Raw genomic sequence first — 26,277 nt, 5'->3', positions numbered from 1 at the left:
CGTTCGTCGGGTTTTGGGGTCCCTTGAAGCTTTATCGCCCCACTGCGAGGTTTGCTCGCTTCGCCATGGGGGTGGATGCCTCGCGTAACAAGCCCTCGATCCGGTCCACCCCGGCCCGCAGCGACATCTCCCGCAGGTAGGCGTCCCGACCGCGACGGCCCATCTCCACCCGCGCCGCCCGCGGGATGGCCGCGGCCAGCCAGAACCGGTCGGCCAGCGCGGCCCAGTCCTCCGGCGGGCAGGACAGCCCGGCGCGCGCCCGCTCCACCAGCTCGGCGGTGTCCCCGCCGGTCGAGGCGACCACCGGCGCGGCACAGGAGAAGGCGGCCTGCAGCTTGCCCGGCACGGTGCCGCGCAACTCGGGCACGTCGCGCTGCATGACGAGCTGGTAGTCGGCGGTCGCGTACAACTGCGGCATGTCCACCGGGGACCGCCACTCGACGAACCGGACGTTGTCGGCGCCGAGGTCGGCGGCGAGCCCCCGCACCCGCCGCTCCTGCGCACCGGAACCGACCAGGACCAGGTCCATCCGGTCGCCCAGCGCGGCCGCCGCGCGGACCGCGGTCTCCAGACCCTGCCGTACGCCGATCGTGCCGGCGTGCATCACCAGGCAGCGGTCGTCCCGGCGGATCAGGCGACGGGCCGCGGGACCGGGCTCGGCCGGGCGGAAGATCCGCTCGTCGGTCCAGTTGAGCACGGTACGCACCCGGTCCGGCCCCGCCCCGGCGGCGACCACCAGGTCGCGCATGGACGGCGCGGTGACCGCCACCGCGGCGGCCTCCCGGTAGAGCCGGCGCAGGCTCGTGTCGAACCGGTCCGACCAGCGCCGGTTCTCCCCCGGCCGGGACGGCTCCTCCCCCGTCCACACGTCCTGCACGTGCAGCACCGTCGGCACCCGGCCGAGCAGCCGCAGCAGACCCGCCGCGGCGAAGGTCACCGCCGGGTGCTGGAAGACGTAGAGGGCGTCGACGTCCCGCAGGTAGCGCCGCCCGGCGACCGCCACGCTGCCGGCGAAGGAGAGCCAGGCGGCCGTGCGCGCCCCGGGCGAGGCGTCGCCGCGGGCGTACCGGGGCACCCGACGGACGGTCAGCCGCTCGCTGTGGGTCTGGTGCCGCCACCGCTGTCGCCAACCGGGATAGACGTGACCACCCGGGTAGTCCGGGAAGCCGGTGAGCACCCGCACCTCGTGGCCGCGGGCCGCCAACTCCTCGGCCAGGCTGCCCGGGATGAACGCCGGCTCCGGCGGGAAGTGGTAGGACAGGATGCCGATCTTCATGGCCGCGCTCCCGGCGCGGCCTGCGAGACCGTCGCCGTCCGCACCGCGTACGATGCCCGCATCCCCTCTGCGTCCGGCCGCGACCGCCGGAAGAACGCCGTCGCGGCACCGCGTCCCGCGACCACGCCGACGAGAGGGGTGCAGATGGTCGACGGGGTGCTCTTCGTCTGCCACGCCAACATGTGCCGGTCCCCGATGGCCGAGTTCATCGCCCGCCGCCTGCTGGCCGACCTACCGGTGGTGGTGACCAGCGCCGGGACCGACGCGGTCGACGGCGCCGCCATGCACCCGTACGCCGTCGAGGTGGCGGCCGGCACCGGGGCCGACGCGGCGGCGTTCCGTACCCGCCGGCTGCGTCCGGAACACCTGGCCGGGGCGGCGCTGGTGTTGACCGCGACCCGGCGGCAGCGCTCGGCCTGCACCGCACTGGCCCCGGCGGCGCTGACCCGGACCTTCACGCTGCGCCAGTTCGCCCGGCTCGCCGCCGCGGCCGAACCGGCCGGGGCGACGGCGGACACGCCGCTGCGGGCGGCGGTGGCGGCGGCCGTCCGCGCCCGGGGGCGGATGCAACCCGCCGCCCCCGGCGCGGACGACCTGCGCGACCCGATCGGTGGCTCGCCGGCCGACTTCCGCCGCTGCGCCGAGGAGATCGAGCGGTCGATCCGGCCGGTGCTGGCGCTCATCGCGACAGCCGGGTGAGTTCCTGCGTCCGGTCGCCCACGGCCGGCTGCCCACCCCGCCGGGTGCCGGCCCGGTCCGTGGGCACGGACGGCGCGGCGGGCACGACGACCTTGTACGCCTCGTACTGGTAGGCGTCCGCCTTGGCCACCTTGGCCATGTTGAGCACGCAGCCGAGCAGGCGCACCGAGACCGAGCTGAGCGCGTGCGCCGCCGCGGCCACCTGGCTGCGTGAGGTCCGCCCCTGCTGGGTGACCAGCAACGCGCCGTCGGCCTGCACCGCCACGACCACGCCGTCGGTGACCGCCAGCAGCGGCGCGGTGTCGATGACCACGATGTCCGCCGACTCGCGCAGCGCCACCAGCAGGTCGGCCATCGCCTTGGAGCCGAGCAGTTCGCTGGGGTTCGGCGGGGCGGCGCCACTGGGCAGCACCAGCAGCGACTTCTCGCCCCAACGCTGCACCACGTCACCGACCTGCACGTCGCCGACCAGCACGTCGGTGAGGCCGACGCCGCCGTCGAGGCCGAGGTAGTCGGCCACCTTGGGCCGGCGCAGGTCGGCGTCGATCAGCAGCACCCGCCACCCCGCCTCGGCCAGCGCGATGGCCGTGTTGCAGGCCATCGTGGTCTTCCCCTCGCCCTGCAACGCGCTGGTGACAGCGATGACCCGGGCCGGCTCGTGCACGTCCACGAAGCGCAGGTTGGTGCGCAGCTTGCGGACCGCCTCGGCCCGCGGCGAGTTGGCCGCGTCGCCGACGATCAACGGGGCCGCCTTCGCGCCGGACTCGAACGGGATCTCGCCCAGCAGCGGGCTGCCGGTGACCCGCTGCAACGCGGCGGCGTCGCGCATCCGCACGTCGGCCAGCCCGCGCAGCACGGCGAGCGCGGCACCGGCCAGCAGGCCGAGCAGGCCGCCGAGGACCAGGTTGCGCACCGGCTGGGGGGACACCGGGCTGGAGGTCACCCGAGGGCCGCTCACCACCTCGATCTTGATCGGCGGGGACTTGCCGTCCGGCGGTGTCTCCACCTTCCGGACCAGCTCGGTGAACTTGGCCGCGAGCGTCTCGGTGGTCTTGAGCGCCCGGGTCTGGTCCGTGTCGGTGATGGTGGCCTTGAGCAGGACGGTGCCGGTGGTGGCGACGGTGGTGATCCGGTTGCGCACCTGGTCGGCGGTGAGGCCGAGCGGCGCCTCGGCCACCACGCTCTGCGCCAGCCGGTCACTGGTGAGCAGGTCGCCGTAGGACTTCACCCGCTGCTGGAGGAAGAGGCCGCCCTGGTACGCGTCGGTGACGCCCTGGCTGGGTGTGGTGACGAAGAACGTCACCGAGGCCTCGTAACGAGGCGCCGTCCGGACCGTCACCAGCGCGGCGGTGCCCAGCGCGAGCATCACCGTGACCAGCACGATCCACCAGTGGCGTCGGACCAGGCGCAGGTAGCCGAGAACGTCCATCACGCTCCCCCTCGCGACACGCCGGTCTGCCGATGAAACTGCACGAAAGCCCCCTAAAAACACCAGTAGCCGTGCCAGGATCGAATCGCCTATTCGCCACGTTAGGTGACTGGACGAATGTAAACGACCGAACAGGCACAGACGGTCTAAATCCTTTCAATCTGGATAGGACACCGAGGCAGCCCATGGATCGTGAAACCACCGCCGACGTCGTGCGACCCCGCGGACGAACCACCCACCGCGCCGCCACCCTCTCCCTGTTAACGCTGGACACGGCCGCGTGGTGCGGAGGATTTCTCGGCGCGGCGTGGACCCGGTACGAGTTCGACCTGACCGCCGCCCTCAGCGGCCGGATCCTCGGCGTGGCGCTCGCCTGCGCCGCGCTGTACGCGCTGCTCACGCTGCTGCGCTCGCGGGTCTACGGCCGCTACCCGATCGGCAGCGCCGGCGATGCCCGAGGACTGGCCGCCACCGTCGCGCTGGCCGCCCTGATCACCGTCGCCGGCGTGCTCCCCTGGGCCGAGCGACCGGTCCCCGCGACCACGCCGCTGGTCGGCGGCGCCGTCGCGCTGGTCCTGATGGCGACCGCCCGCGGACTGTGGCGGGCCCACGCCGACCGGCACCGACCGGCGGCGCGACACGCCGAGCGCTGCCTGGTCTACGGCGTCGACGCGGCCAGCGAACGGCTGGTCCGGGCGCTGCTGCACGACCCGGACAGCAGCTACCGGCCGGTGGGGCTGCTCGACGACGCCCCGGAGAGCCGGGGACTGCGGCTGGAGGGGCTGCGCGTGCTGGGCGGCCGGGAACAGGTCGGCGCCGTGATCCGCGCCACCCAGGCGCGTACCGTCATCTTCTCGATGAGCGGCTCGGACCCGCAGCTGCTGCGCGACGTGCGGACCCGCACCCTCGAGGCCGGGGCCGCGTTCAAGGTCCTGCCCCCGGTGCGTGAGCTGCTCGACCGGCCGGTCGCCGCCACCGACGTCCGCGACCTCCAGCTCACCGACCTGCTGGGCCGCGCCCAGCGGGTGGCCGAGCTGACCGTCGAGCGCGGCGGGCTGGCCGGCCGGCGGGTGCTGGTCACCGGCGCGGGCGGCTCGATCGGCTCGGAGCTGTGCCGGCAGATCGCCCGCTGCGAGCCGGACGAGCTGATGATGCTCGACCGGGACGAGTCCGCGCTGCACGCGCTCCAGATGTCGCTGCACGGCCGCGCCCTGCTGGACGGCCCCGAACTGATCCTGGCCGACATCCGGGACGCCGAGGGGATCGCCCGGATCGTCGCCGACCGGCAGCCTGACGTGGTGTTCCACGCCGCCGCCCTGAAGCACCTGACCATGCTCCAGCGACACCCGGGCGAGGCGATCAAGACGAACATCCTGGGCACGCTGAACGTGCTGGAGGCGTGCCGGGACGTCGCCGAGTTCGTCAACATCTCCACCGACAAGGCGGCGAACCCGACCAGTGTGCTGGGCTACTCGAAGCGGATCACCGAACGGCTCACCGCCCACCAGGCCGAGCGGATGGACGGCACCTACCTCAGTGTCCGGTTCGGCAACGTGCTCAGCAGCCGGGGGTCGGTGCTGACCGCGTTCCAGGCCCAGATCCGGGCCGGAGTGCCGATCACGGTCACCCACCCCGACGTGACCCGCTACTTCATGACCGTTCAGGAGGCCGTGCACCTGGTCCTGCAGGCCGCGACGATCGGACGCGGCGGCGAGGCGCTGGTGCTCGACATGGGCGAGCCGGTGCGGATCGCCGACGTGGCCCGCCGGCTCGCCGCCGAGGCGGACCACCCGGTCGACATCGTCTACACCGGGCTGCGGCCGGGCGAGAAACTGCACGAGCACCTGTTCGGCGCCGACGAGGTGGACACCCGCCCGCTGCACCCGCTGATCTCGCACGTACCCGTGCCGGCGCTCGACCCGGACGAGGTGCGCGCGCTCGACCCGTACGCCGACCCCGATGAGTTGATCAAGCGGATGGCGGCGTTCTGCGAGGCGATCGGCTCCTCCCTGCCGGCCCTGCCGGGACAGCGCTGAGCCACCGACGGTGGGACGCCCCGTTCACCTGATGAGAGGAGCGTCCCACCGGCTCGGCTCGCCGACGACCGGAACCGCCGTTAGGGTTGACCATGGTGTGCCGGGAAGCCTGGTCGGCGATTCCGTCGTCGACCCCTGCTCCCGATCGGATGCCGCATGCCCGACCGCACCCCGCAGTCTCCCCGTCTGTTGTCCCGCCGCTCCTGGCCCGAGGCCCGCTTCCTGGCCGACGTGCTGCGCACCGAGACGGTCGGCGGCGGGCTCCTGCTGCTCGGCGCGGTCATCGCCCTGGTCTGGGCCAACTCACCGTGGCGCGCGGCGTACGCGGCGCTGGGCGACTGGGTTCCCTGGCCCGGCGGCGCGTCGCTGCACCTCGACCTCAGCCTCGCCACCTGGGCGGCGGACGGGCTGCTGGCGATCTTCTTCTTCGTGGTCGGGCTGGAGCTCAAGCGCGAGTTCGTCGCCGGTGATCTGCGTGACCCGCGACGCGCCCTCCTGCCGGTGGTGGCCGCGATCGGCGGCATGGCGGCGCCGGCGCTGATCTACCTGGCGGTGACGTCGAGCGCCGGCGGCGCCGGCGCGCGGGGGTGGGCGATCCCCACCGCCACCGACATCGCGTTCGCACTCGCCGTGCTGGCCGTGGTCAGCTCGCACCTGCCGCAGGGGCTGCGGGCCTTCCTGCTCACCCTCGCGGTGGTCGACGACCTCTTCGCGATCACCATCATCGCGATCTTCTACACCGCCGACTTCCACCCGCTGCCCCTGCTCGGCGCGCTGCTGCCGATCGCCGCGTTCGGACTGCTGGTGCAGCGGCGGCGGACCTGGTGGTGGGCGCTGATCCCGCTGGCGGTGACGGCCTGGACGCTGGTGCACGCCTCCGGTGTGCACGCCACGGTGGCCGGGGTGCTGCTCGGCTTCACCGTCCCGGTCCTGCCCAGCCGGAGCGGGGCGCCCGGGCTGGCGGAGCGACTGGAGCACCGATGGCGGCCCGTCTCCGCCGGCTTCGCCGTGCCCCTGTTCGCCTTCTTCGCCGCGGGCGTGACCCTGGTCGGCGTGGACCTGGGCGAAACCCTCACCAACCCGGTGGTGGTGGCGGTGGCGGCCGGTCTGGTGCTGGGCAAGGTCGTGGGGGTGTTCGGCTCGACCTACCTGCTCGCCCGGTTCACCCGCGCGGAACTGGACGAGGAGATCACCTGGGCGGACCTGGTGGGCCTGGCGCTCCTCGCCGGCATCGGCTTCACCGTGTCACTGCTCATCGGTGAGCTGGCGTTCGGCGCGGGAAGTCCCGAGGAGGACGGCGTCAAGGTGGCCGTGCTGCTCGGCTCGGTGGTCTCCGCCGCTCTGGCCGCCCTGGTGCTGGTCCGGCGCAACCGGGTCTACCGGCGGATCAGCGAGCGGGAGAGCCGCGACGACGACGGCGACGGCATTCCGGACGTCTACCAGCAGGAATCCGCCTGACGCGAAGGCGCCGGCCGCCGACCCCGGTGCGGGATCGACGGCCGGCGTCGCGGGCGTCAGCGCCGGCGCTCGGCCGGACGGGCCTCGCGCTCGTCCTGGGTCTCCTCCTCGAGCGCGTCGGCGACCGGCTCGGTCAGATCGTCACCGGGCACCGCGACCTGCTCGGCGCGGTCCCGCTCGTCCGCGCGTCCGCCGGCCGGCGGCTCCGGGGCGGTCGCACCGCCTGCGAAGCCGTACTCGTTGGGCTCGTCGTGCCTGCTCATGCGCGGAACCTCCCGGTCGTCCGAATCCTGGCGGCGGCGCGCCACGGCGCCGCCTCCCGGACACTTACCCACCGGGACCAGGCCCGATCATCCGAACGCCACCGGCGTCAGTTCAGCTCCCTGATCGCCTCGAAGACCAGCCACAGGCCGCAGATGGCGAAGAGCACGGCGGCGCCGTAGCGGATCGCCCGTTCCGGCAGGTGCCGGCCGAGCATCCGGCCCACCAGGATCGCCAACGCGTCCGCGGCGACCATGCCGAGCGTCGACCCGAGCCAGGTGCCGAACCAGCCGTACTTGGTCGCCAACGTGATGGTCGCGAGCATGGTCTTGTCACCCAGCTCGGCCAGGAAGAACGCCACACCGACCGCGACGATCGCCGACTTGGTGCTGCGCTCGGCCTTGCGCTTCTCCTCCTCGGTCAGCTTGTCGCCGCGCAGCGTCCAGGCGCCGAAGCCGAGGAACGCCAGGCCGGCGATGAGCGAGATCCACCCGGTGGGCAGGGCCGCGTTCAGGCCGTAGCCGATGGCCACCGAGGCGAGGTGGACGACCGCTGTGGCGATCGTGATGCCGATGAGCACCGGCACGGGCCGGAAACGCGTGGCGAACGTCAGGGCCATGAGCTGGGACTTGTCCCCCAGCTCGGCGACGAAGATGACGCCGAAGCTGACCACCAGCGCGACGAGGAAACCCTCCATGTGAACCTTCCCGATCAAGCCGGGAGGAGAGACAGGGGCGCCCTCGACCCGGCTGCGACAGCCTGAGTCGAAGGTCTCGCCCGCCCCGGGAACCGAGGCCGCGTGGCCGGATGCGGAACGCACCAGTGTGTCGACCACGACATTGGGGGCTACTCCCCTTCGCGCCGCCAGCCTAGCCGATCACCCGCGGGCCCGGTCGCCGGGTGTGGTCGCGGCCTCAGTCGGCCCGGGCCAGGCTCACCCCGAACAGGCCGTCGGGGTCGGTCCAGAACGCCTGCCGGTCGAACCCGGCGGCAGTCAGCTCGGTCGCGATCCCCTCCGGGCGAAACTTCGCCGAGACCTCGGTGCGCAGCTCCTCACCCTCGGCGAACGCCACGTCCAGGTCGAGCACCCGCGCCCGGGTCGGACGCTCGGCGCGCAACCGCATCTCGATCCACTCCCGCTCCGGGTCCCAGCGCGCCACGTGGCGGAACGCGCCGAGGTCGAAGTCCGCGCCCAGCTCCCGGTTGATCACGCGGAGCACGTTGCGGTTGAACTCGGCCGTCACGCCCGCCGCGTCGTCGTAGGCGGGCACCACCACGGCCGGGTCCTTGACCAGGTCGGTGCCGACCAGCAGCCAGTCGCCGGCCTCCAGCGCCGCGCGCATCGCGGTGAGGAACTCGGCCCGCTCCACCGGCAGCAGGTTGCCGATCGTGCCGCCGAGGAACGCCACCAGGCGCCGGCCACCGGTGGGCAGCCGGTCCAGGTGGCGGGTGAAGTCACCGACGATCCCCCGCACCCGCAATCCCGGGTACGCGGCGGCGATCTGCTCGGTGGACTGCCGCAGGGCGCTGACCGAGACGTCCAACGGCACGAAGGTGCCCAGGTCGCCGTGCCGGGTGAACGCGTCCAACAGCAGCCGGGTCTTCTCCGACGAGCCCGACCCCAGCTCGATCAGCGTCTTCGCCCCGGTGGTCGTGGCGACGTCGTCGGCGTGCGCGGCGAGGATCGCCCGCTCGGCCCGGGTCGGGTAGTACTCCGGCAGGCGGGTGATCTCCTCGAACAGCTCGCTGCCCCGGGCGTCGTAGAACCACTTCGGCGGCAGCCACTTCGGTGCGGCGCTCAGCCCGACCCGTACGTCCTCCCGCAGCCCTCGGTCGAGGTCCTGCTCCTCCAGGTGGATCTCCAGCGGTTCCGCGCCCATCACGTGTCCTCTCTGTCCTACCGGTGGAATCGGCCGGTCAGGCGGTGGTCGGTTCCCGGATGTCGAGCCCGGCCGTGGTGGCCACCACGAGCCGCCCGTCCGGCACCGGCTGCCAGTCGGGGTGGTCGTCGAACGGTTCGGAGGCCAGCAGGACCGAACCCGGCCCGCGTCGTACGGACAGCGCGTGCCCGGCCACGCTGGCGACGACCGTCGTGCCGTCGGTGAGCAGCAGGTTCAGCCGGGAGCCGGGAGCGGCCGCGGCGACCGCCGCGACGGTGTCGGCCACCGCCTCGTCGAGCGCCGCGCCGCCGCGCAGCCGGTGCCGGACCAGCGCCCAGAGCAGGGCCGAGTCGGTGGGCACCTCCAACGTGAGCAGGTCACGCACGGGCAGACCCTCGGCCAGCGGGACGAGGCTGTCCGGCCAGCCGCGCACCACGCCGTTGTGGCTGAACAGCCAGCGCCCCTCGGCGAACGGCGCGGCGGCGGTCTCGTGCAGCGGCATCCCCACCGTGGCGGAGCGGACGGCGGCCAGCACCGCCCCGGTCGACGTCACGGCGGCCAGCTCCGGCAGGGTGGTGTCGCTCCACATCGGCTGGGCCCGCCGGTAGCGGACCGGGTCGCCGCCGCCCGGGTACCAGCCGACGCCGAAGCCGTCGGCGTTGATGGTGCCGCCGCCGCGCATGTCCCGCGGCGCCCAGGACTGTCGCAGCAGCCCGTACGGCGGGTCGAACAGGAGGCTCCCCAGGGGCACCGGTGGACCGAGGTACGCGAGGTGGCGGCACATCGGGCCGGCTCACTCCTCTCCGCCGGCGTCGCGGGCACAGCGGAATCCGCTGAAGATCTGCCGCCGGATCGGGTAGTCCCAGTTGCGGAACGTGCCCCGGCAGGCGGCCCGGTCGGTGCCGAACGAGCCGCCGCGCAGCACCCGGTGGTCGTCGCCGAAGAAGACCTCCGAGTATTCCCGGTAGGGGAACGCGGTGAATCCCGGATGCCCGCGGAACGCGGACGACGTCCACTCCCACACGTCGCCGACGAGCTGGTGCACGCCGAGCGGCGAGGCGCCGTCCGGGTACGCGCCGACCGGCGCCGGCCACAGGTGCCGCTGGCCGAGGTTGGCGTGGTCGGTGGTCGGGTCCTGGTCGCCCCACGGGTAGCGGCGGGAGCGGCCGGTCGCCGGGTCCCACCGGGCGGCCTTCTCCCACTCCGCCTCGGTGGGCAGCCGCCGGCCCGCCCAGGCCGCGTACGCCTGGGCCTCGTACCAGCAGACGTGCACCACCGGCTCGTCGTCGCGGACCGTGGACCAGCGGCCGAACCGGCGGTACGCCCACCCGTCGCCGTCGCGCCGCCAGTGCAGCGGCGCGCTCAGGTCCGCCTCGACCCGGTGCCGCCAACCGGCCTCGCTCCACCAACGCGGCTCGTCGTAGCCGCCGTCGGCGATGAACGCGCGGTACTGCCCGTTGGTGACCGGCGCCGCGTCGATGGCGTACGCGGGCAGGTCGACCGTGTGCGCGGGCCGCTCGTTGTCCAGCGCCCACGGGTCGGTCGAGGTGCCCATGGTGAACGGGCCGGCCGGCACCAGCACCTCCCCGCCGACCCGGGTCCCGGGCTCGGGTGGGGGCGGGGCGTCCAGCACCGGCGCTCCGGCACGCAGTTGGTGGGTGGCGAGCATGGTCTCGTCGTGCTGCTGCTCGTGCTGCACGATCATGCCGAACGCGAAACCGTCCTCGACCAGCCGGCGGTCGGTGAAGCGGATGCCGTCGAGCAGGTCGTGGACCTTGTCCCGGACCGTGCGCACGTAGGCACGCGCCTCGGCCGGGGGCAGCAGCGGCAGCGCGGGCCGGTCCTTGCGCGGTTGTTTGAAGGCGTCGTAGAGGTCGTCGATGTCGCGGCGCACGGGCTCACGGCCGCCGACGTCGCGGACGAGCCACAGCTCCTCCTGGTTGCCCACGTGCGCCAGGTCCCAGACCAGCGGCGACATGAGTGTGGAGTGCTGCCGGACCAGGTCGTCGTCGTCCACCGCGTCGGTCAGCAGGGCGGTGCGGGCGCGGGTGCGCTCCAACTCCGCGGCGATCCGGCCGCGCAGCTGCTCGGCGTCCGTACCCGGGCGCTCGGTCGTGGTCACCGGTGTCCCCTCTCCGCGACGGCACGGCGCCGCCGGATCTCTCGGTCGATCTCGTCGTGCAGCCCGGCCGGCAGGTCGAGCCGGGGCAGGGCCGCGAGGGCCAGGTCGAACAGGGTCGCCGCGGCGGTCGCCAGCGGGCGCTCGGCCAACCCGCGCCGGGCCGCCGCGCTCCACCGGTCGGCCACCGGCCCGGCCGCGGCCAGCGCCTGCCTGGTGGTCGCCGGGTCGGCGAAGAGCGCGGCCAGCACCGCCAGCGGTACGGTCCACTCCCGCCCGGGCTGGGCGTCCAGATAGCGCAGCTCAAGGTAGCCGCGCGGGCGCACCGGCGGGAACAACGTGCTGAGGTGGTAGTCGAGGTCGTCGGTGGTGGGTGGGCGGTCGAGCGCCCCGGCCAGCCAGTCGGCGAAGGTGACGCCCGGCGGCGTGGACCAGTCCGGGCCGTCGTCACGGACGCAGAGCAGCGGCGCGGCCAGCGCGTACTCGGTCCAGGCCGCCACCGGGTCACGGTCGGCGCGGCCCGGTGACCAGACCGGGCGGGTACGCGCCGGGTCGATGGCCAGCCAGGCGGCCATCCGGGCGGACACCCAACCGGTGCGCCGGCCGGCGTGCCGGTCGGCGGTGGCGAAGGCGGCCAGCAGCGGTGGCCCGACGGCGTGCGCGGCGGCCCACCGCTCGGCCACCTGCCCGGGCTCGCCGACGTCCAGGCAGACCTGGAGCCCGGCCGTGCTGTACATCATGGCCCGCCCGGCCGGGCCCCGCCGGTCGAAGACGCGGCGCATGGCGCGGTAGCGCGGAGTTTCCACGACCGGTCGCGGGGACCGCCAGGGATCCATCCCGGTGCGTCCCAGCACCAGTCCGGCGGCGTCCAGCAGGGCGCGCAGCTCGGCGACGTCGGCCTCGGTGGCCAGGATGAGCGCGGCGACCGACGGTCGCGCCGCGGCGGAGATCTCCACCTGCCCGCCGGGCTCCACGGTCACGGTGCCGCCGCGCCGGAGCTCGTCGGCCGGGCTGGTGGGGTCGACGGTGACGGGGCTGTGCCGTCCCAACGCCTCGCGCAGTCGCTCGCGGTCGACCCGACGGGTCGGGTCCGCGGCGTCGTGCACGGTCCATTCCAGTTCGACGCCGGTGAGCGTGGGTGGCCCGGTCTTGAAGCAGATGCGGGCCAGATGCCCGCGGGCCGCGGCCTCGTCCCCCAGGACGGTGACCCGGTCCAGCTCCGGCGACATCACCACGTGACGGCTCCTCTCCCGGAGACGGACGACGTCGTTGTCGCCCGGGACCCGGCCGGGTTCGGCACGGGTCCGCGCGTCCCCCCATCCTCTGTCTAGCAGACGGATTTCGCGCGCCCGGGAAGATGAAATTTTGTCCGTAATCCGATTGCGCCGGACGCTCAGTCCTGGTCGTCGTCCTCGTCGTCGGGCGGGCCCGGAGGCTTCGACTTCGACTTCGACTCCGGGGTGGGCTTGGGCTTGGGCGGCTTCCCGGCAGCCGACGGCTCCAGCGCCCGGCAGTAGCCCTCGACCCGGTCGGCGCCACCGGCGGCGGCCACCAGCTCGGCGAAGCCGGGGGCGGTCAGGGCCTTGGCGCGCTGCGGCTCCGGCTTCGCCAGATAGGCGCGGCAGTGACCGGCGAGCCGGCGGTCGACCGGCGGCGCGGTGGCCGAGCGCGACGGCGGCGGCGGCGCCGGGGACGTCGCCGCGCCGGACGCCTCACCGGTCGGGGTGCTGGGGGCCGGTCGCGACGGGCCGGCACCGGACGGGCCGGTGCCGGACGGGCCCGCCGTGGTCGGTACCGGCGGGGCCGTCGGCTCCTGGTTCCGGTCGAGACCCACGGCCGCGAAGGCCACCCCGGCGACCGCGGTGGCGGCGAGCCCGGACAGCGCGGCGGCGACCCGGAGACGCCGGCGGGCGCGTGGCGCGGGGGCCGGCGGGGGCGCCGCGCGGGCGGCCCGGAACGCGGCGAGTGCCCGTTCCTCGCCGGCGAGTTCGTCGGCGGAGGCCGGGGCGGCCGCGGCGGCGAGCAGCCGGATCAGGGGATCGCCGTCGTCGGGCGCCGGCGCGCCGAGGCGTGCCGCGTCGAGAAGGCGGTCGGATTCCGCCCGGTCGTCGGGCCGGCGCGGGTGCATGCCGTCTCTCCTCACGTCAGCCCTCCGCCGGCTCGGCCTCGGGCGCGTGCGGCGCGCGGCGGTCGGTGCGGGGGCGGGGCGCGGACGTCTCCCGGACACCGTTCGGGACGCCGTCGGCCGAGCGCTCCAACATCGCCGCCAGGCGGCGCAGCCCGCGGTGGGCGGCGGTACGCACCGCGCCGGCGCGCCGGCCCAGCACCCGCCCGGCGGTCTCCGCGTCGAGGCCGATGACGGCCCGCAGCATCACCGCCTCGGCCTCGGCCGGCGGCAACGTGCGGATCAGCGCCAGCGCGCTCTCGGTGCCGATCGCCTCCCCCGCCCGGTCGGCGGTGTCGGCGTCCGAGGCCAGGTCGTTGAGGGCCTGCACGGGCACCGGCACGGCGGGTCGCCGTCGTTGCCGGCGCAGGTGGTCCATGGCCCGGTTACGGGCGACGGTCACCGCCCAGGCCCGGAACTCGCCGCCGGTGAACGACGGCAGGTCGCGCGAGATCTGCAGCCAGGTCTCCGACGCCACGTCCTCGGCATCGGCGCCGACCAGGGCGGTGAGGTAGCGCAGCAGGGCCGGCTGGAGGCTGCGGTAGAGGTGACGGAACGCCTCCTCGTCGCCCGCCCGCGCGGCGGCGACCGCCTCGTTCAGGTCCGGGGTCACGGGCGCCGCCCCGGCGGAACCGGGGTCGCCGGCCGGGCGTCGGCCCACGCGGGGCACCGCACCGTCATTCGCACCCCCGCCCCCCGCTGAGCTGATCGGCACCGGCCCGGGACCGATGCGCATGGACACTGCCGCGCAGCGCGGCCGTCGGCGGACATACCGTACCGACGTCGTGGGGCGGCCGGGAGCCGGGCCAACGCTAGGAGGGGATCCCGCCGACCGGCAAGCCACGAAGAGCCGGGAAAAGGGAGAGAAATGTCTACCGAGTGGATCGGCGTGTCGGTGTAACGAAGACCACCGCCCGGTCGCTGCCGATCCGGAGGAAACGGGCGGTTCCCGACTCACCGAGCCGGACATCCGCCGCCGTCCGGACACATTCTGGCCGATCGTACCCGGTCGGTCACGGTGCGCCCACGGCCGAAACCGGCCTCGGCCGTTCGGATGATCGGTCCGGAACCGCTCGCCGGCCGCGACGGGAGAGATCGCGGGAAATACTCCGGGGCCGCGGTGGGTACGGTATGGGAATGCTCACCTCCGACGTCGTACTCAGCGGTCGGTACCGCCTGGAAGACCGTGTCGCCACCGGCGGCATGGGCGACGTCTGGCGTGCCACCGACCTGGTGCTCGGTCGGCCGGTCGCGGTGAAGGTGCTCCTTCCCGCGCTGGTTTCCGATCCCGACTTCATCGCCCGGTTCCGCTCCGAGGCGCGGATCATGGCGTCGTTGCGCCACCCCGGCGTGGTGCAGGTGTTCGACTGCGGCGAGGACGAACTGCCCGACGGCAGCCGGGCCGACTACCTGGTCATGGAGTTCGTCGCCGGTGAGCCGCTGTCCCGGCGGATCGAGGCGGCCGGGCAGCTCGAGGTCGCCGAGACCATGTCGATCGTGGCCCAGGTGGCCCAGGCGCTGCACGGGGCGCACGGCCGCGGCATCGTCCACCGCGACGTCAAGCCGAGCAACCTGCTGGTGCAGGAGGACGGCACGGTGGTCCTGGTCGACTTCGGGGTGGCCCGGTCGACCAACGTCACCAGCATCACCAGCACGAACGCGGTGCCCGGCACCGCCCTCTACATGGCCCCCGAGCAGGCCGCCGGCCGCCCCGTCTCGGGCGCCACGGACGTCTACGCGCTCGGCGCGGTCGCCTACTGCTGCCTCACCGGCAGCCCGCCGTTCACCGGGGACAACCCGCTCCAGGTCGCGGTGCGGCACCTCGACGACGCGCCGCCGGAGCTGCCGGCGGAGATCCCGGCGGCGGTGCGCGAGCTGGTCGCCCGGGCGCTGGCGAAGGACCCGGCCGACCGCTACCCGAGCGCCGCCGCGATGGCCGACGCGGCCCGGGCGGCGCGCGCCGAGTCGCCCGCCGCGACGGTGCCGGTCGCCCTGCGCGGCGCGGCCGGGCCGGGGCGGACCCGCGACGACCAGCCGGTCGCCCGGCCGGCCGCCGCGGTCGCGCCGGCGCGCCGCCGCAGTCGTCGCGGCACCCTGGTCGGCGCACTGGGCGCCGTGCTGGTGGCGGTGACCGCGCTGGGCGCGCTGGTGGCCGCCGCCAAGGACGCGGAGGCGCCGGCCACCCAGCTCGATTCCACGGCACCCGCGGTGGCGCCGAGCAACTCCGTCGCCGACACCGCCGTCACCGAGGGGCCGTCGACGGTCGAGGACGACTACACCTACCGCCCGGTCGGCCCGGGCGGCAAGCCCTCGGCGTCCACCTCGGTGACGCCGAGCGCCTCGCCGAGCGCCTCGGGCCAGCCCAGCCCGTCGAGCGCCCCGTCGACGCCGCCGACCGCGCCCAGCAGCCCGCCGGCCACCAGCTCGACGCCGACCGATCCCGCCACGCCGACCGAGACCACCACCACGACCGCCCCCGCCGGCGGTGGCGAGGGTGAAGGCGAGGGCGGGACCGGCGGCCAACCCGTCTCCCGCCCCTGAGCGATCCGGGCCGGCCCGACCGCGCGTCGGGACCGACCCGTCCGCAGGCACGCACCGGGCCGGTCCTGCCGTCGAGGCGGGACCGGCTCGTCGGCGTCCGGACGACGGTGGCCGACGTCAGTCGGCGCCGAGCGACGCCACCACCGGCCGGGACAGCGCCCGCCGGGCCGGCAGGACCGAGGCGAGCAGGGCGGCGAGCACCGCCACCGCGACGATCAGACCGAGCCGTCCCCACGGCAGCACCAGCGTGAAGTCCCCGCCGATGCGGGCCACCACGGCCATCGCCCCGGCGGCGACCCCGACGCCCAGCGCGACGCCGAGCAGCGTGCCGACCGACGCGGTGAGCACCGCCTCGACCGCGAGCACCGCCCGCATCCCGCCCCGGCTCAGGCCGACCGCCCGCAGCACGGCGTTCTCCCGGGTCCGCTCCACCACCGAGAGGCTCAGCGTGTTGGCGACCCCCACCAGCGAGATCACCACGGCCAGGCCGAGCAGCGCCGTGACGAGACCGAGCACCATGTCGACGGTGCCGGTCAGCATCTTCTTGTAGGCGGCCTGGTCCATCACGTTGACCGTCGGGTAGCGGGCGACCACCGACTCCACGGCGGCCCGGGCGACGTCCACGTCCACCCCGGCGGCCGGATCCACCTCGGCCAGGTGGCCGCGTTCGGTGGGGAAGAACCGGGTGAAGTCCGCGTCGACGACGTCCACCACATGCCCGTCGGGCACCGGGCTGCCGGCCAGGGCCGGCCGGTCCTCGGCCACCACGGCGGCGACCCGGAACGGACGCCCGGCGACGGTGACGGTGTCCCCGACGGTCCAGCCCCGGGCGGCGGCCAGCTCGCGGTGCACCAGCACCGAGCCCGGCCCGAACGCGCCGAGGTCGCCGGCGTCCACCGCGGACAGTGTCCGCCGGACCAGGGCCGGGTGGGCGGCCCGCACCTGCACGCCGTCGGACACCCGGCTGCGCTGCTCGTGTACGACGCCCAGCTCCGGCCGGGCGGCCAGCTCGCCGGCCAGCGGCGCCGGCAGCTCCCCGCCGATGCCGGTGACCAGGAAGTCAACGCCGATCCGGGCGTCCACCGCGCGCTCGATGCCGGTCTTGACGCTGCCCGCGCCGACCACGAAGGCCGAGACCAGACCGATCCCGATCACCATCGCGGTGGCGGTGGCCGCGACCCGGCGCGGGTTGCGCACCGCGTTCGCCACGGCCAGGGTGCCCGGCGCGCCGACCACCGCGCGCACCGGCGCGCCGAGCGCCCGCACCAGCGCCGGCACCAGCACCGGGCCGAACGCCACGATGCCGCCGAAGGCCAGCAACCCGCCGGCCGCCACCAACGGCACCTGGCCGGTCGCCCCCGCGCCGAGCAGCGCCGCCACCCCGGCGACGAGCACCAGCGCCCCGACGCCGAGCCGGATCCGGCCGGCCGGGCGGGCGGGCCGGGTCGCCGCGTCGGTCAGCGCGGCCACCGGCGCGATCCGGGTGCCCTGCCAGGCCGGCAACGCGGCCGCCAGCACGGTGAGCAGCGTGCCCAGGGCCAGGGAGAGCAGCACCGTCCGGGTCGTCACCGTGACCCCGCCGGCGGCCGTCGCTCCGGTCGCCCCGAGCAACGCGCCGAGACCGGCGGCCAGCGCCGTGCCCACCGCCACCCCGACCGTCGAGGCGACCAGCCCGGTCAGCGCCGCCTCGACCAGCGTGGCCCGGTAGACCTGCCCCCGGGTCGCGCCGACCAGGCGCAGCAACGCCGTGCGCCGGGACCGCTGCGCGAGCACGATGGCGAACGTGTTGGCGATCACGAAGCCGGCGACCACCACCGCCACCGCCGCGAAGGTGCCCAGCAGCAGCTCGAACTGCCGCAGGTCGCGCACGGCGTCGGCGACCGCCGCGTCGAGGACGGCCGCGCGGTCCCGGACCGTGACGCCCGGGCCGACCACCGCCCGGACCCGGTCGGCCAGCGCCCGGGTGTCCACCCCGGGGCGCGCGGCCACCATGATCCGCCCGTAACCACCGTCGCCGCCGACCGCGAGGGCGTCGGCGCCCACCAGGCCGATGAACGGCCCGCCGACGTCGCGCGACGTGCCGGCGACGTCGACCGCGCCGACCAGGGTGTACGCCCGGGCCGCCCCGCCGACCCCGCCGACCGACACCGGCCCGCCGAGGGTGAAGCGCTGCTCGGCGACGGTCTTCTCGTCCAGCACCAGCTCGCCCGCGCGCTGCGGTAGCCGGCCGGCGACCACGTCGTACGACTGCAGGGCCGGCTCGGTGGGGATCGCGGCGAGCACGGCGTAGCCGAGCACGGGCCGGCCGTCGGCGCCGACCACCCCGGCGCTGCCGGTCAGCTCCCCCGCGGCCGCGGCGACCCCGTCCACCGCGCGGACCCGGTCGACCAGGGCCGGCGACAGGGGCACCCGGCCGGCGTAGGCGGCCAGGTCGGTGTGCCGGTCGAACGCGCCGGCGCGCGCGTACGCCCCGGCCCGCATGCCGTCGGTGACCATCAGGGTGCCGGCGACGAAGGCGACGCCGAGCACGACCGCCAGCGACGACAGCAGCAGCCGCAGGCCGTCGGCGCGGATCTGGCGCAGGGTCAGGCGCAGCATCCCGGTCACCGCCCCACCGGGGTCGCGGCCGGTTCGAGCCGGCTCAGCGCCTCGCGGACCCGGGCGGTGGTCGGGGCGTGCACGTCGTCGACGAGCCGGCCGTCGGCCAGGAAGACCACCCGGTCGGCGTACGCGGCGGCGGCCGGGTCGTGGGTGACCATGACGACGGACTGACCGAGGGCGTCCACGGCCTCGCGCAGCAGCCGCAGCACCTCGGCGCCGGAACGGGAGTCCAGGTTGCCGGTCGGCTCGTCGGCGAAGACGACCCACGGCCGGGTGACCAGTGCGCGGGCCACCGCGACGCGCTGCTGCTGCCCGCCGCTGAGTTCCGCCGGCCGGTGGTCGAGCCGGTCGGTCAGGCCGACGGCGGCCACCACCTGCCGCAACCAGGCCGGATCGGGTCGCCGGCCGGCGATGGCCAACGGGAGGACGATGTTCTCCCGCGCGGTGAGCGTGGGCAGCAGGTTGAACCTCTGGAAGACGAAGCCGATCCGGTCCCGGCGCAGCCGGGTCAACCGACGGTCGTCGAGGCGGGCCAGGTCGGCCTCGCCGATGCGGACGGTGCCGGCCGACGGCCGGTCCAGGCCGGCGAGGCAGTGCAGCAGGGTGGACTTGCCGGAGCCGGAGGGACCCATCACGGCGGTGAACCGGGCGGCGCCCAGGTCGAGGTCGACGCCGTCGAGGGCGACGACCCGGTTCGGCCCGGCGCCGTACTCCATGCGCAGCGCACGGGCGGCGACGGCGACGCCGGTGGTCGGGGTTGCGGACAACGTGGTGCTCCTGTCGGAGACGGTCTGCTGACCCTTCCGACGCTATGGCCGGCACCCGGGCGGGCATCTCCACCCGCGCGCGCGACCTCGGTACTCCCCCGGTCGCCCCGACCGGGCGGACCCGTACGACCCGAGGCGTACGCCGGGTCATCCGCCGGGCGTGACCAGCCCGCTCTCGTACGCCAGCACGACGGCCTGGACCCGGTCGCGGAGCTGGAGTTTGGCCAGGATCCGGCCCACGTGCGTCTTCACCGTCGCCTCCGCGACGTGCACCCGCCCGGCGATCTCCGCGTTGGACAGCCCCTGCGCGACGAGGAGAAGCACCTCCCGCTCCCGCTCGGTCAGCTGGGCCAGTCGCGGATCCTCCGCCGGAGCGGGGCCGAGCTGGCCGGCGAAGCGGTCGAGCAGTCGCCGGGTGATCGACGGGGCGACCACCGAGTCGCCCTCGGCGACCACCCGGATCGCGGCGAGCAGGTCCTCCGGCGGCACGTTCTTGAGCAGGAAGCCGCTCGCCCCGGCGCGCAGCGCGGCGAAGGCGTCGGCCTCGGTGTCGAACGTGGTGAGCACCAGCACCCGGGGACGCCCGCCGGTGGGACGGGCGCAGATCCGCCGGGTCGCCTCCACCCCGTCCATGGTGGGCATCCGCAGGTCCATCACCACCACGTCGGCCTCGACCCGGTCCAGGACCCGCAGCGCGTCCGCGCCGTCGATCGCCTCACCGACCACGGCCAGGTCGGGTTGGGAGTCGAGCACCATTCGGAACCCGGCGCGGACCAGGGCCTGGTCGTCGACGATCATCACCCGCACGGTCACGCCGCCGCGCTCCCTTCCTCGGTGCCGGCCGGCGCGGGCAGCGGCAGTCGCGCCTCCACCCGCCAACCGCCGGCCAGCGTCGGTCCGGCGGCGAGGCTGCCGTCGTACACCCCGACCCGTTCCCGCATGCCGACCAGGCCGTGCCCGCCGGACGGCGCCGGCCGCACCACCGGACGGCCGCGCCCGTCGTCGACGGCCCGGACCACGACGGCGTCGGCGTCCCAGTCGAGCGTCAGCTCGACCGACGCCCCCACGCCGGCGTGCTTGAGCGCGTTGGTCAGGCTCTCCTGCACCACCCGGTAGACGGTCAGCTCCAGGCCGGGCGGCAGCGCCACCGGGGTGCCGGCGCCGGAGCAGGCGATCCGCAGCCCGGCGGCGCGGAACCGGTCGAGCAACGCGGGCAGTTCCACCAGCGCGGGACGCCGGTGCGCCGGCTCGGCGGCCGGCTCGTCGGTCACCGGGGGCGGCTCCGGGCGGCTCGGCTCGCGCAGCACCCCGACCAGTCGCCGCATCTCCTCCAGCGCCTGCCGGCCGGTGTCCGCCACCACCTTCGCCGCCTCCCGCGCGGTCGCCGGGTCCCGGTCCAGGGTGAACCGCACGCCGTCCGCCTGCACGATCATCACGGCCATGCTGTGCGCCACCACGTCGTGCAGCTCCCGGGCGATGCGGGTGCGCTCCTCGGCCACCGCCGCCCGGGACTCCGCCTCCCGCTCCCGCTCCAGCGTCGCGGCCCGCTCCTCCAGGCTGAGCACGTAGAGCCGCCGGGTCCGCACGTTCAGCCCGACCAGCCAGACCGCGCCGGTGACCAGGCCGTAGTAGAGCGCCCCCGCCCACCAGTACGCCGCGTTGGGCATCTGGAGCGAGGCGAGCAGCACGCCGATCGCCGCGCCGATCCCGGCCAGGATGCCGTCGCGCAGCCGGTCGGCGTACTTGACGACGCTGTAGAGGGCGATCAGCACGCCGATGTCGTAGCCGAGCGGCCCCCAGCCGACGACCACCTGGGCCAGCGCGAGCGCGGCCACCGCCACGGCGACCAGGGACGGGTGGGTCCGCCGGAAGAACAGCACCGCCGCCATCGCCACGCCGACCGCGAACGCCGGCAGGCCGCCCTGCTCGGCCAGCAGGCCCAGCACGGCGACGAGGACGACCAGCCCGGAGACGGCGGCGTCGAAGGCGACACCGCGCAGCGGGCGGCCGAGGATCAGGCGGTCCACGGTCACCCAGCGTACGGGGTGGCGCGCGCGTCGATGCCCACCGCGTCAGCCGCCCCCGCCGTCACCGCCCCACCGACGGCGAACCCGTCGATCATGAAGTTGACTGCCTTGGCCGTCCGATATGTCGCCGCCAACTTCATGATCGACGGTTTCGGTGGGGTGGGGGGTCAGGAGGGGAGGAGGGCGCGCATGCGGGTGATCTCGGCGGACTGCTCGACCGCGACGGCGTTGGCGAACTCCTGCATGACCTGGTCGGCGCCCACCTTGAGCAGATCGGTGGACATCACCACCGCGCCCTGGTGATGGGCGGTCATCATCCGCACGAACAACGTGTCGAACGCCGCGCCCCGGGCGTCCGCGAGCTGCCGCATGGCCTCGGCGGACTGCATCCCGCGCATGGTGGCGTGGTCGTGGCCGGCCACCTCGGCCGGCAGGTCACGGGTGCTCAGCCAGGCGCGCAGCACGCCGACCTCAGGCCCCTGGGCGGCCCGGATCCGGTCGGCGACGGCCCGCACCCGGGGGTCGGCGGCCCGGTCGGGGGCGAGCTTCGCCATCTCCAGCGCCTGCTCGTGGTGCGGGATCATCATCCGCACGTACCAGACGTCCAGGCCGTTCCACCGCGGCGGGGCGGCGTCGCGGACCTCGGCGGCGGGGCGGGTGGCCGCCGACTCGCCCGGGCGGCCGGGGACCAGCACGGGCGGGGCGGAGAACTCGCCCGTCGGGCTCGGGACGGCGCCGGCCGGGCTCGGCCGGGTCGCCGCCGGGCGGGTGTCGCCGCGCCCGGTCAGGGCCAGCCCGCCGATCACCAGGAGCGCTGCGAGCGCTGTGACGGCCCACCACACGCGTGCCTGCCGGCCGGTCATACGACCCTCCCTCCGGTCGAGGTGACAGCGATCCTATCCATAGACGAAAGTTCCCGGATGTGACCGGGATCACATTGATGGACGTCGTAAGTCGGTAAGGTGTGGCGAATCATCATCCCCCTTTCGAAGGGTGTTGCCGATGATCAGCATCCGCACGTCCCGTACCCGTATCGTCGGTCTCGCCGCCGCCGGCCTGCTGCTCGCCGTTGTGATCGCCGCGCCGCCGAGCAGCGCGCAGGAGGTCCCCCGGGCGGCCCCGGCCACCGTGGACAGCGCCGTCCCCGGTGTCGACGAGATCTCCAGCAGCCCCAACCTGCGGCAGGTGGCCAACCTGCCGAAGCAGGCGCCCTTCGACACCACGTCCGCCCTCGGCACCGACATCGCCTTCCAGGGCCGGTACGCGTTCGCCGGCAACTACGAGGGTTTCGTCATCTACGACGTCTCCCGGCCGAGCCGGCCGACCATCGTCTCGCAGGTGCTCTGCCCCGGCTCGCAGAACGACATCTCGGTCCACGGGAACCTGCTCTTCCTGTCGACCGACTCCTCCCGCAACGACGACTCGTGCGCCAGCACCAGCCAGCCGGCGTCGGTCAAGGAGTCGTGGGAGGGCATCAAGATCTTCGACATCCGCGACAAGCGCAACCCGCGCTACATCAAGTCGGTGGAGACGGCCTGCGGCTCGCACACCCACACGCTGGTGCCGGGCAAGGACCGGCGCAACGTCTACCTGTACGTCTCCTCGTACAGCCCGCGGGCCGAGTTCCCGGACTGCCAGCCGCCGCACGACTCGATCTCCATCGTCAAGGTCCCGGTGAAGAGCCCCACCTCGGCGTCCGTGGTCGCCACCCCCAACCTCTTCCCGGACGGCGGCTACCCGGGCATCCCGGGCCAGACGTCCGCGACCACCGGCTGCCACGACATCACCGCGTACCCGTCGAAGGACCTGGCGGCGGGCGCGTGCATGGGTGACGGCGTCCTGCTGGACATCAAGAACCGCGAGGCGCCCCGGGTGATCGAACGGGTCACCGACGCGGAGAACTTCGCGTTCTGGCACTCGGCCACGTTCAACAACGCCGGCACCAAGGTCGTCTTCACCGACGAGCTGGGCGGCGGCGGCGCGGCCACCTGCAACGAGGTGGTCGGGCCGAACCGCGGCGCGGACGCCATCTACGACATCACCGGCCGCGGCGACGCCCGCAAGCTGGAGTTCCGCAGCTACTACAAGATCCCGCGGGTCAACGCGGACACCGAGAACTGCGTGGCGCACAACGGCTCGCTGATCCCGGTGCCCGGCCGCGACATCATGGTCCAGGCCTGGTACCAGGGCGGCATCTCGGTGTGGGACTTCACCGACTCCCGTCAGCCGAAGGAGATCGCCTACTGGGAGCGCGGGCCGCTGGACGCCACGCAGCTGCGCACCGGCGGGTCCTGGTCGGCCTACTGGTACAACGGTCACATCTACTCCAGCGACATCCAGAAGGGACTGGACGTGCTGGAGCTGCGTGACCCGCGCACCTGGCTGGCCCAGTTCCTCCTGGTGCCGGAGCTGAACGTGCAGACCCAGACGGGCTACCTGAGCTGGTGACCCGCTGACCGTCGCCGGGCCCGGTGTCCCCTCGGGGCGCCGGGCCCGGGTCAGCTCATCGGTAACCGGTAGTCCCGGATCCCGCCGCCCGCCGTGACCACCCGCACCTCACCGCTGCGCAGCGCGTACGTCACCGACCAGCGGGTGTGCGCCTGCCGGACGGCGGCGAGCAGGCGCAGCGCCCCGGCGGCGTCCAGCGCGCCACCGACCCGGTCCAGCTCCGTCGCCAGCACCCCGTACCGGGGGTCGCGCCGCAGGTCCCGGTCGCTGACCCCGACGGTCGGCACGTTGGTCAGCGCCTGCCACGGATCCCGGCGGCGGTCGACGCGCATGCTCCCGTCGACGAACTCGACCACGGCGGACGCCCCGGTCGCGTCCGCGAGCAGGTAGTGCAACGCCGGCCCGCCGGCGAAGTCCAGGTTGTGCCGCGCGAAGACGCCGACCGCCTCGTCCACGGTGGCGGCCCCGTCGAGCACCAGCCGCAGGATGCGCACCGAACCCACGGTGGGGCGTCCGGGCACGGGGTCGGCCCGCGCGCCGTCGTCGGCGGCCAACCCGACCGCCAGGCCCCGCTCGTTCATCCCGTCGAAGGGCAGCAGCGGCGCGTCGAGCAGCCGCCGGTCCCCGGCCGGGTCGGCGGCGACCCCGAGGTAGGAGATGTCCACCAGCGAGATCGAGGCGTACCCGTCCGGCGGGTCGGTGCGCAGCACCAGCGCCGGGTTCGGCTCCCAGTCGAAGTTGCGGGCGAACAGCGGGCGGTCCCGGTCGGCCAGCGCGGCGAACAGCGAGCAACCGAACGGGCTGGGCGGGGTGGCGCCCGGCACCCCCACGGTCGGGTCGTAGTCGCCGACGTAGGTCATCTCGTACAGCGGCAGGTCGTCGACCCGGCGCAGGCTGGCCAGGGTCCGCGCGACCTGGTCGGGGTCCTGCCGGGAGGCGGTCGGGGTGCCGGCCGCGGGCGCGCCGCCCGCCCCACGGCCGTCGGCGCACGCCGTGGCGATCAGGAGCACCGCGAGCCCGGTGGCGACCAGCGTCCTGCGCATACCCGCGACGCTAGGAGAGACGGCGGCCGGTGTCCATCGAGGAACCGGTCAGCCCCGGACGACCGCGAACATCCAGCAGCCGTACACCACGTTGCGGCTGTGCAGGACGTCCACCGCCGGGTCGGCGAACAGCTCGGCGACCACCGCCTCCGGCGCGCCGCCGTCGTGCCGGCGGCCGCCCACGATGCGGCCCCGCCGGTCGTACGCCCGCAGCACCTGCGGCCGTCCGCGCCAGCCGACCGGGTAGGCCGTCACCTCCGCCGGCCCGGCGCAGGCCGCGTCGTGCGCGAAGACCGGCCCGAGTTCCCGGTAGGGGCCGGGCGGCAGCGGCGGCGCGTACCCGAACAGCAGCAGCGGCTCGCCCGCCTCGGCGTCGCGCAGGCAGCAGCGCAGCGGCTCGCCGCCGCCGGCCCGGTGCCGCTGCGGCGGCTGCCCGCCGGCGTCGCGGTCGGTGCGGCGCAGGTCGGCCAGGAACTCGGCCGGCAGCGGGCGGATCAGGAAGGCGGTACGGGTCGTCGTCACCCGTCCAGCCTGGCCCGGCGCCGGCCGTGGCGCTGGCGGCCATCGGACCTGGCGTTACCCGCCGGAGATTCCGGCCGCCCGGCCGCCGTCCGGGCACCCGCGGCACCGCCGCCCCGGTCGACAATCGACTGATGGACTATCGGACCCACTCCCCGTACAGCGATCCCCGCCACCACGCCGCGCTGCTCGACGCGGTCCCCGGCGACGTCGCCGGCGCCGCGGCGGCCGCCCGCAACGTGATCGTCCACTACCGCGCCGGCGGCGTCGAGCTGTCCGACGACCGGCGCGGCGAGGCCAACCTGCGCTGGCTGGACCGGATCCTCGACACCGACCAGTCCCGGTTCCCGCTGCCGCTGAGCGCGCCGCGACCCGTCGCGGAGCGGGTCGCGGGCTGTTGCCGTGACCACACGCTGCTCACCGTCGCCGCGTTGCGCCAGCACGGCGTGCCCGCCCGCAGCCGGGTCGGTTTCGCGAGCTACTTCGTGCCGGGCTGGCACCACGACCACGTGCTGGCGGAGTGGTGGAACGGCGAGCGCTGGGTCTGGGCCGATCCGGAGCTGAACCCCGCCGACCCCCGGCCGTTCGACGGCTACGACATCGACCCGGAGGCGGGGCACTTCGACTCGGCGGCCCGGGTCTGGACGGCGTACCGGGCGGGCCGGGTCGACCCGGACCGGTACGGGGTGGACCCGGCGCTGCCGATCCGGGGCGCCTGGTTCGTCCGCGTCTACGTGCTGCACGAGCTGGCCCACCGGCGCAAGGACGAGCTGCTGCTCTGGGACGGCTTCGGCACGATGAGCGACGACCCGACCGAGGCCGACCTCGCGCTCACCGACGAGATCGCCGCGCTGCTGCTCGCCGCCGACGCCGGTGACGCCGCCGCCGAGCGGGAGCTGGCCGACCGGTACGCGTCGGACACCCGGCTGCGCCCGGACGGGACGGTCCGCAGCGTCGACCCGGTCACCGGCACGGTCACCACCGTCGACCTGCGCCGCTGAGCCCCGGC

Annotated in this window: 23 protein-coding genes; 6 read left to right on the top strand and 17 right to left on the bottom strand. The window is 74.9% G+C overall.

Annotation, left to right across the window (positions count from 1 at the left end):
- Positions 1 to 31: 31 nt before the first annotated feature.
- On the bottom strand, positions 32 to 1,276 hold the full coding sequence (locus COO58_RS09480; protein ID WP_091574208.1) for a glycosyltransferase family 4 protein: 1,245 nt from the start codon (positions 1,274 to 1,276) through the stop codon (positions 32 to 34).
- Between the two features lie 144 nt (positions 1,277 to 1,420).
- Here COO58_RS09480 and COO58_RS09475 point away from each other — a divergent pair, with 144 nt between their 5' ends.
- Positions 1,421 to 1,975: a low molecular weight phosphatase family protein gene (locus COO58_RS09475; protein WP_091577562.1), complete on the top strand. Its 555-nt coding sequence runs from the start codon at positions 1,421 to 1,423 to the stop codon at positions 1,973 to 1,975.
- On the opposite strand, the gene COO58_RS09470 is transcribed toward COO58_RS09475, so the two are convergent.
- Positions 1,956 to 3,404 (bottom strand): polysaccharide biosynthesis tyrosine autokinase, encoded by a 1,449-nt coding sequence (locus COO58_RS09470; RefSeq protein WP_091574207.1) that lies wholly within the window; start codon positions 3,402 to 3,404, stop codon positions 1,956 to 1,958. The genes COO58_RS09475 and COO58_RS09470 overlap by 20 nt on opposite strands.
- Positions 3,405 to 3,589: 185 nt before the next feature.
- Here COO58_RS09470 and COO58_RS09465 point away from each other — a divergent pair, with 185 nt between their 5' ends.
- The gene (locus COO58_RS09465; RefSeq protein WP_098744628.1) at positions 3,590 to 5,440 is read left to right on the top strand and encodes a nucleoside-diphosphate sugar epimerase/dehydratase; all 1,851 of its coding nucleotides are present in this window, start codon (positions 3,590 to 3,592) and stop codon (positions 5,438 to 5,440) included.
- A gap of 156 nt (positions 5,441 to 5,596) precedes the next feature.
- Positions 5,597 to 6,898, top strand: coding sequence for a Na+/H+ antiporter NhaA (gene nhaA / locus COO58_RS09460; protein WP_091574205.1), 1,302 nt, complete (start codon positions 5,597 to 5,599; stop codon positions 6,896 to 6,898).
- A gap of 56 nt (positions 6,899 to 6,954) precedes the next feature.
- Here the strand turns inward: nhaA and COO58_RS09455 are convergent, their stop codons facing one another.
- The 8 genes from COO58_RS09455 to COO58_RS09420 all read right to left on the bottom strand — a co-directional run bounded on the left by COO58_RS09455 (position 6,955) and on the right by COO58_RS09420 (position 13,935).
- Complete coding sequence (locus COO58_RS09455) at positions 6,955 to 7,161, bottom strand: hypothetical protein (RefSeq protein WP_091574204.1); 207 nt, start codon at positions 7,159 to 7,161, stop codon at positions 6,955 to 6,957.
- Between the two features lie 107 nt (positions 7,162 to 7,268).
- A complete protein-coding gene (locus COO58_RS09450) occupies positions 7,269 to 7,856 on the bottom strand; it encodes a TMEM165/GDT1 family protein (RefSeq protein ID WP_098744627.1) in 588 nt (195 codons plus the stop codon).
- A gap of 217 nt (positions 7,857 to 8,073) precedes the next feature.
- Positions 8,074 to 9,039: an L-histidine N(alpha)-methyltransferase gene (gene egtD / locus COO58_RS09445; RefSeq protein WP_091574202.1), complete on the bottom strand. Its 966-nt coding sequence runs from the start codon at positions 9,037 to 9,039 to the stop codon at positions 8,074 to 8,076.
- A gap of 37 nt (positions 9,040 to 9,076) precedes the next feature.
- Positions 9,077 to 9,823, bottom strand: a complete 747-nt coding sequence (gene egtC, locus COO58_RS09440; RefSeq protein ID WP_091574201.1) for an ergothioneine biosynthesis protein EgtC — start codon at positions 9,821 to 9,823, stop codon at positions 9,077 to 9,079.
- Positions 9,824 to 9,832: 9 nt separating this feature from the next.
- On the bottom strand, positions 9,833 to 11,161 hold the full coding sequence (gene egtB, locus COO58_RS09435) for an ergothioneine biosynthesis protein EgtB (RefSeq protein ID WP_098744625.1): 1,329 nt from the start codon (positions 11,159 to 11,161) through the stop codon (positions 9,833 to 9,835).
- Positions 11,158 to 12,393, bottom strand: coding sequence for an ergothioneine biosynthesis glutamate--cysteine ligase EgtA (gene egtA / locus COO58_RS09430; protein ID WP_098744624.1), 1,236 nt, complete (start codon positions 12,391 to 12,393; stop codon positions 11,158 to 11,160). The genes egtB and egtA overlap by 4 nt, the downstream gene beginning before the upstream one ends.
- A gap of 158 nt (positions 12,394 to 12,551) precedes the next feature.
- The gene (locus COO58_RS09425) at positions 12,552 to 13,286 is read right to left on the bottom strand and encodes a hypothetical protein (protein ID WP_255292568.1); all 735 of its coding nucleotides are present in this window, start codon (positions 13,284 to 13,286) and stop codon (positions 12,552 to 12,554) included.
- A 16-nt stretch (positions 13,287 to 13,302) separates the two neighbouring features.
- Positions 13,303 to 13,935, bottom strand: a complete 633-nt coding sequence (locus COO58_RS09420) for an RNA polymerase sigma factor (RefSeq protein ID WP_091577560.1) — start codon at positions 13,933 to 13,935, stop codon at positions 13,303 to 13,305.
- A gap of 524 nt (positions 13,936 to 14,459) precedes the next feature.
- Here COO58_RS09420 and COO58_RS09415 point away from each other — a divergent pair.
- Positions 14,460 to 15,863: a serine/threonine-protein kinase gene (locus tag COO58_RS09415; protein WP_176558779.1), complete on the top strand. Its 1,404-nt coding sequence runs from the start codon at positions 14,460 to 14,462 to the stop codon at positions 15,861 to 15,863.
- Positions 15,864 to 15,980: 117 nt separating this feature from the next.
- Here the strand turns inward: COO58_RS09415 and COO58_RS09410 are convergent, their stop codons facing one another.
- From COO58_RS09410 to COO58_RS09390, 5 genes are all read right to left on the bottom strand, one after another.
- Positions 15,981 to 18,461: an FtsX-like permease family protein gene (locus COO58_RS09410; protein ID WP_098746215.1), complete on the bottom strand. Its 2,481-nt coding sequence runs from the start codon at positions 18,459 to 18,461 to the stop codon at positions 15,981 to 15,983.
- A gap of 5 nt (positions 18,462 to 18,466) precedes the next feature.
- Positions 18,467 to 19,231 carry an ABC transporter ATP-binding protein gene (locus COO58_RS09405; RefSeq protein ID WP_098744623.1) on the bottom strand — a complete coding sequence of 255 codons (765 nt, stop codon included), beginning with the start codon at positions 19,229 to 19,231 and terminating at the stop codon, positions 18,467 to 18,469.
- 147 nt (positions 19,232 to 19,378) lie between these two features.
- Entirely contained in the window at positions 19,379 to 20,044 is a 666-nt protein-coding gene (locus COO58_RS09400) for a response regulator transcription factor (RefSeq protein WP_098744621.1), read from the bottom strand.
- The gene (locus COO58_RS09395; RefSeq protein WP_098744620.1) at positions 20,041 to 21,264 is read right to left on the bottom strand and encodes a sensor histidine kinase; all 1,224 of its coding nucleotides are present in this window, start codon (positions 21,262 to 21,264) and stop codon (positions 20,041 to 20,043) included. Before COO58_RS09395 ends, COO58_RS09400 begins: the two co-directional genes overlap by 4 nt.
- 161 nt (positions 21,265 to 21,425) lie before the next feature.
- Positions 21,426 to 22,121 carry a DUF305 domain-containing protein gene (locus tag COO58_RS09390; RefSeq protein ID WP_098744618.1) on the bottom strand — a complete coding sequence of 232 codons (696 nt, stop codon included), beginning with the start codon at positions 22,119 to 22,121 and terminating at the stop codon, positions 21,426 to 21,428.
- 139 nt (positions 22,122 to 22,260) lie between these two features.
- Here COO58_RS09390 and COO58_RS09385 point away from each other — a divergent pair, with 139 nt between their 5' ends.
- Positions 22,261 to 23,706 (top strand): LVIVD repeat-containing protein, encoded by a 1,446-nt coding sequence (locus COO58_RS09385; RefSeq protein ID WP_098744617.1) that lies wholly within the window; start codon positions 22,261 to 22,263, stop codon positions 23,704 to 23,706.
- 50 nt (positions 23,707 to 23,756) lie between these two features.
- Here COO58_RS09385 and COO58_RS09380 read toward each other — a convergent pair whose 3' ends face one another.
- Together COO58_RS09380 and COO58_RS09375 are read right to left on the bottom strand one after the other, a co-directional pair.
- A complete protein-coding gene (locus COO58_RS09380; RefSeq protein WP_098744615.1) occupies positions 23,757 to 24,749 on the bottom strand; it encodes a carcinine hydrolase/isopenicillin-N N-acyltransferase family protein in 993 nt (330 codons plus the stop codon).
- A 48-nt stretch (positions 24,750 to 24,797) separates the two neighbouring features.
- Positions 24,798 to 25,271, bottom strand: coding sequence for a DUF1203 domain-containing protein (locus tag COO58_RS09375; RefSeq protein WP_098744614.1), 474 nt, complete (start codon positions 25,269 to 25,271; stop codon positions 24,798 to 24,800).
- A 131-nt stretch (positions 25,272 to 25,402) separates the two neighbouring features.
- Here COO58_RS09375 and COO58_RS09370 point away from each other — a divergent pair, with 131 nt between their 5' ends.
- Positions 25,403 to 26,269 (top strand): transglutaminase domain-containing protein, encoded by an 867-nt coding sequence (locus COO58_RS09370; protein ID WP_098744612.1) that lies wholly within the window; start codon positions 25,403 to 25,405, stop codon positions 26,267 to 26,269.
- The last annotated feature ends 8 nt before the right edge of the window (positions 26,270 to 26,277 follow it).

The organism is Micromonospora sp. WMMA1996, from assembly GCF_002573675.1.
Taxonomy (GTDB): domain Bacteria; phylum Actinomycetota; class Actinomycetes; order Mycobacteriales; family Micromonosporaceae; genus Micromonospora; species Micromonospora sediminicola.
This window is presented reverse-complemented; position numbering and strand designations above follow the sequence as displayed.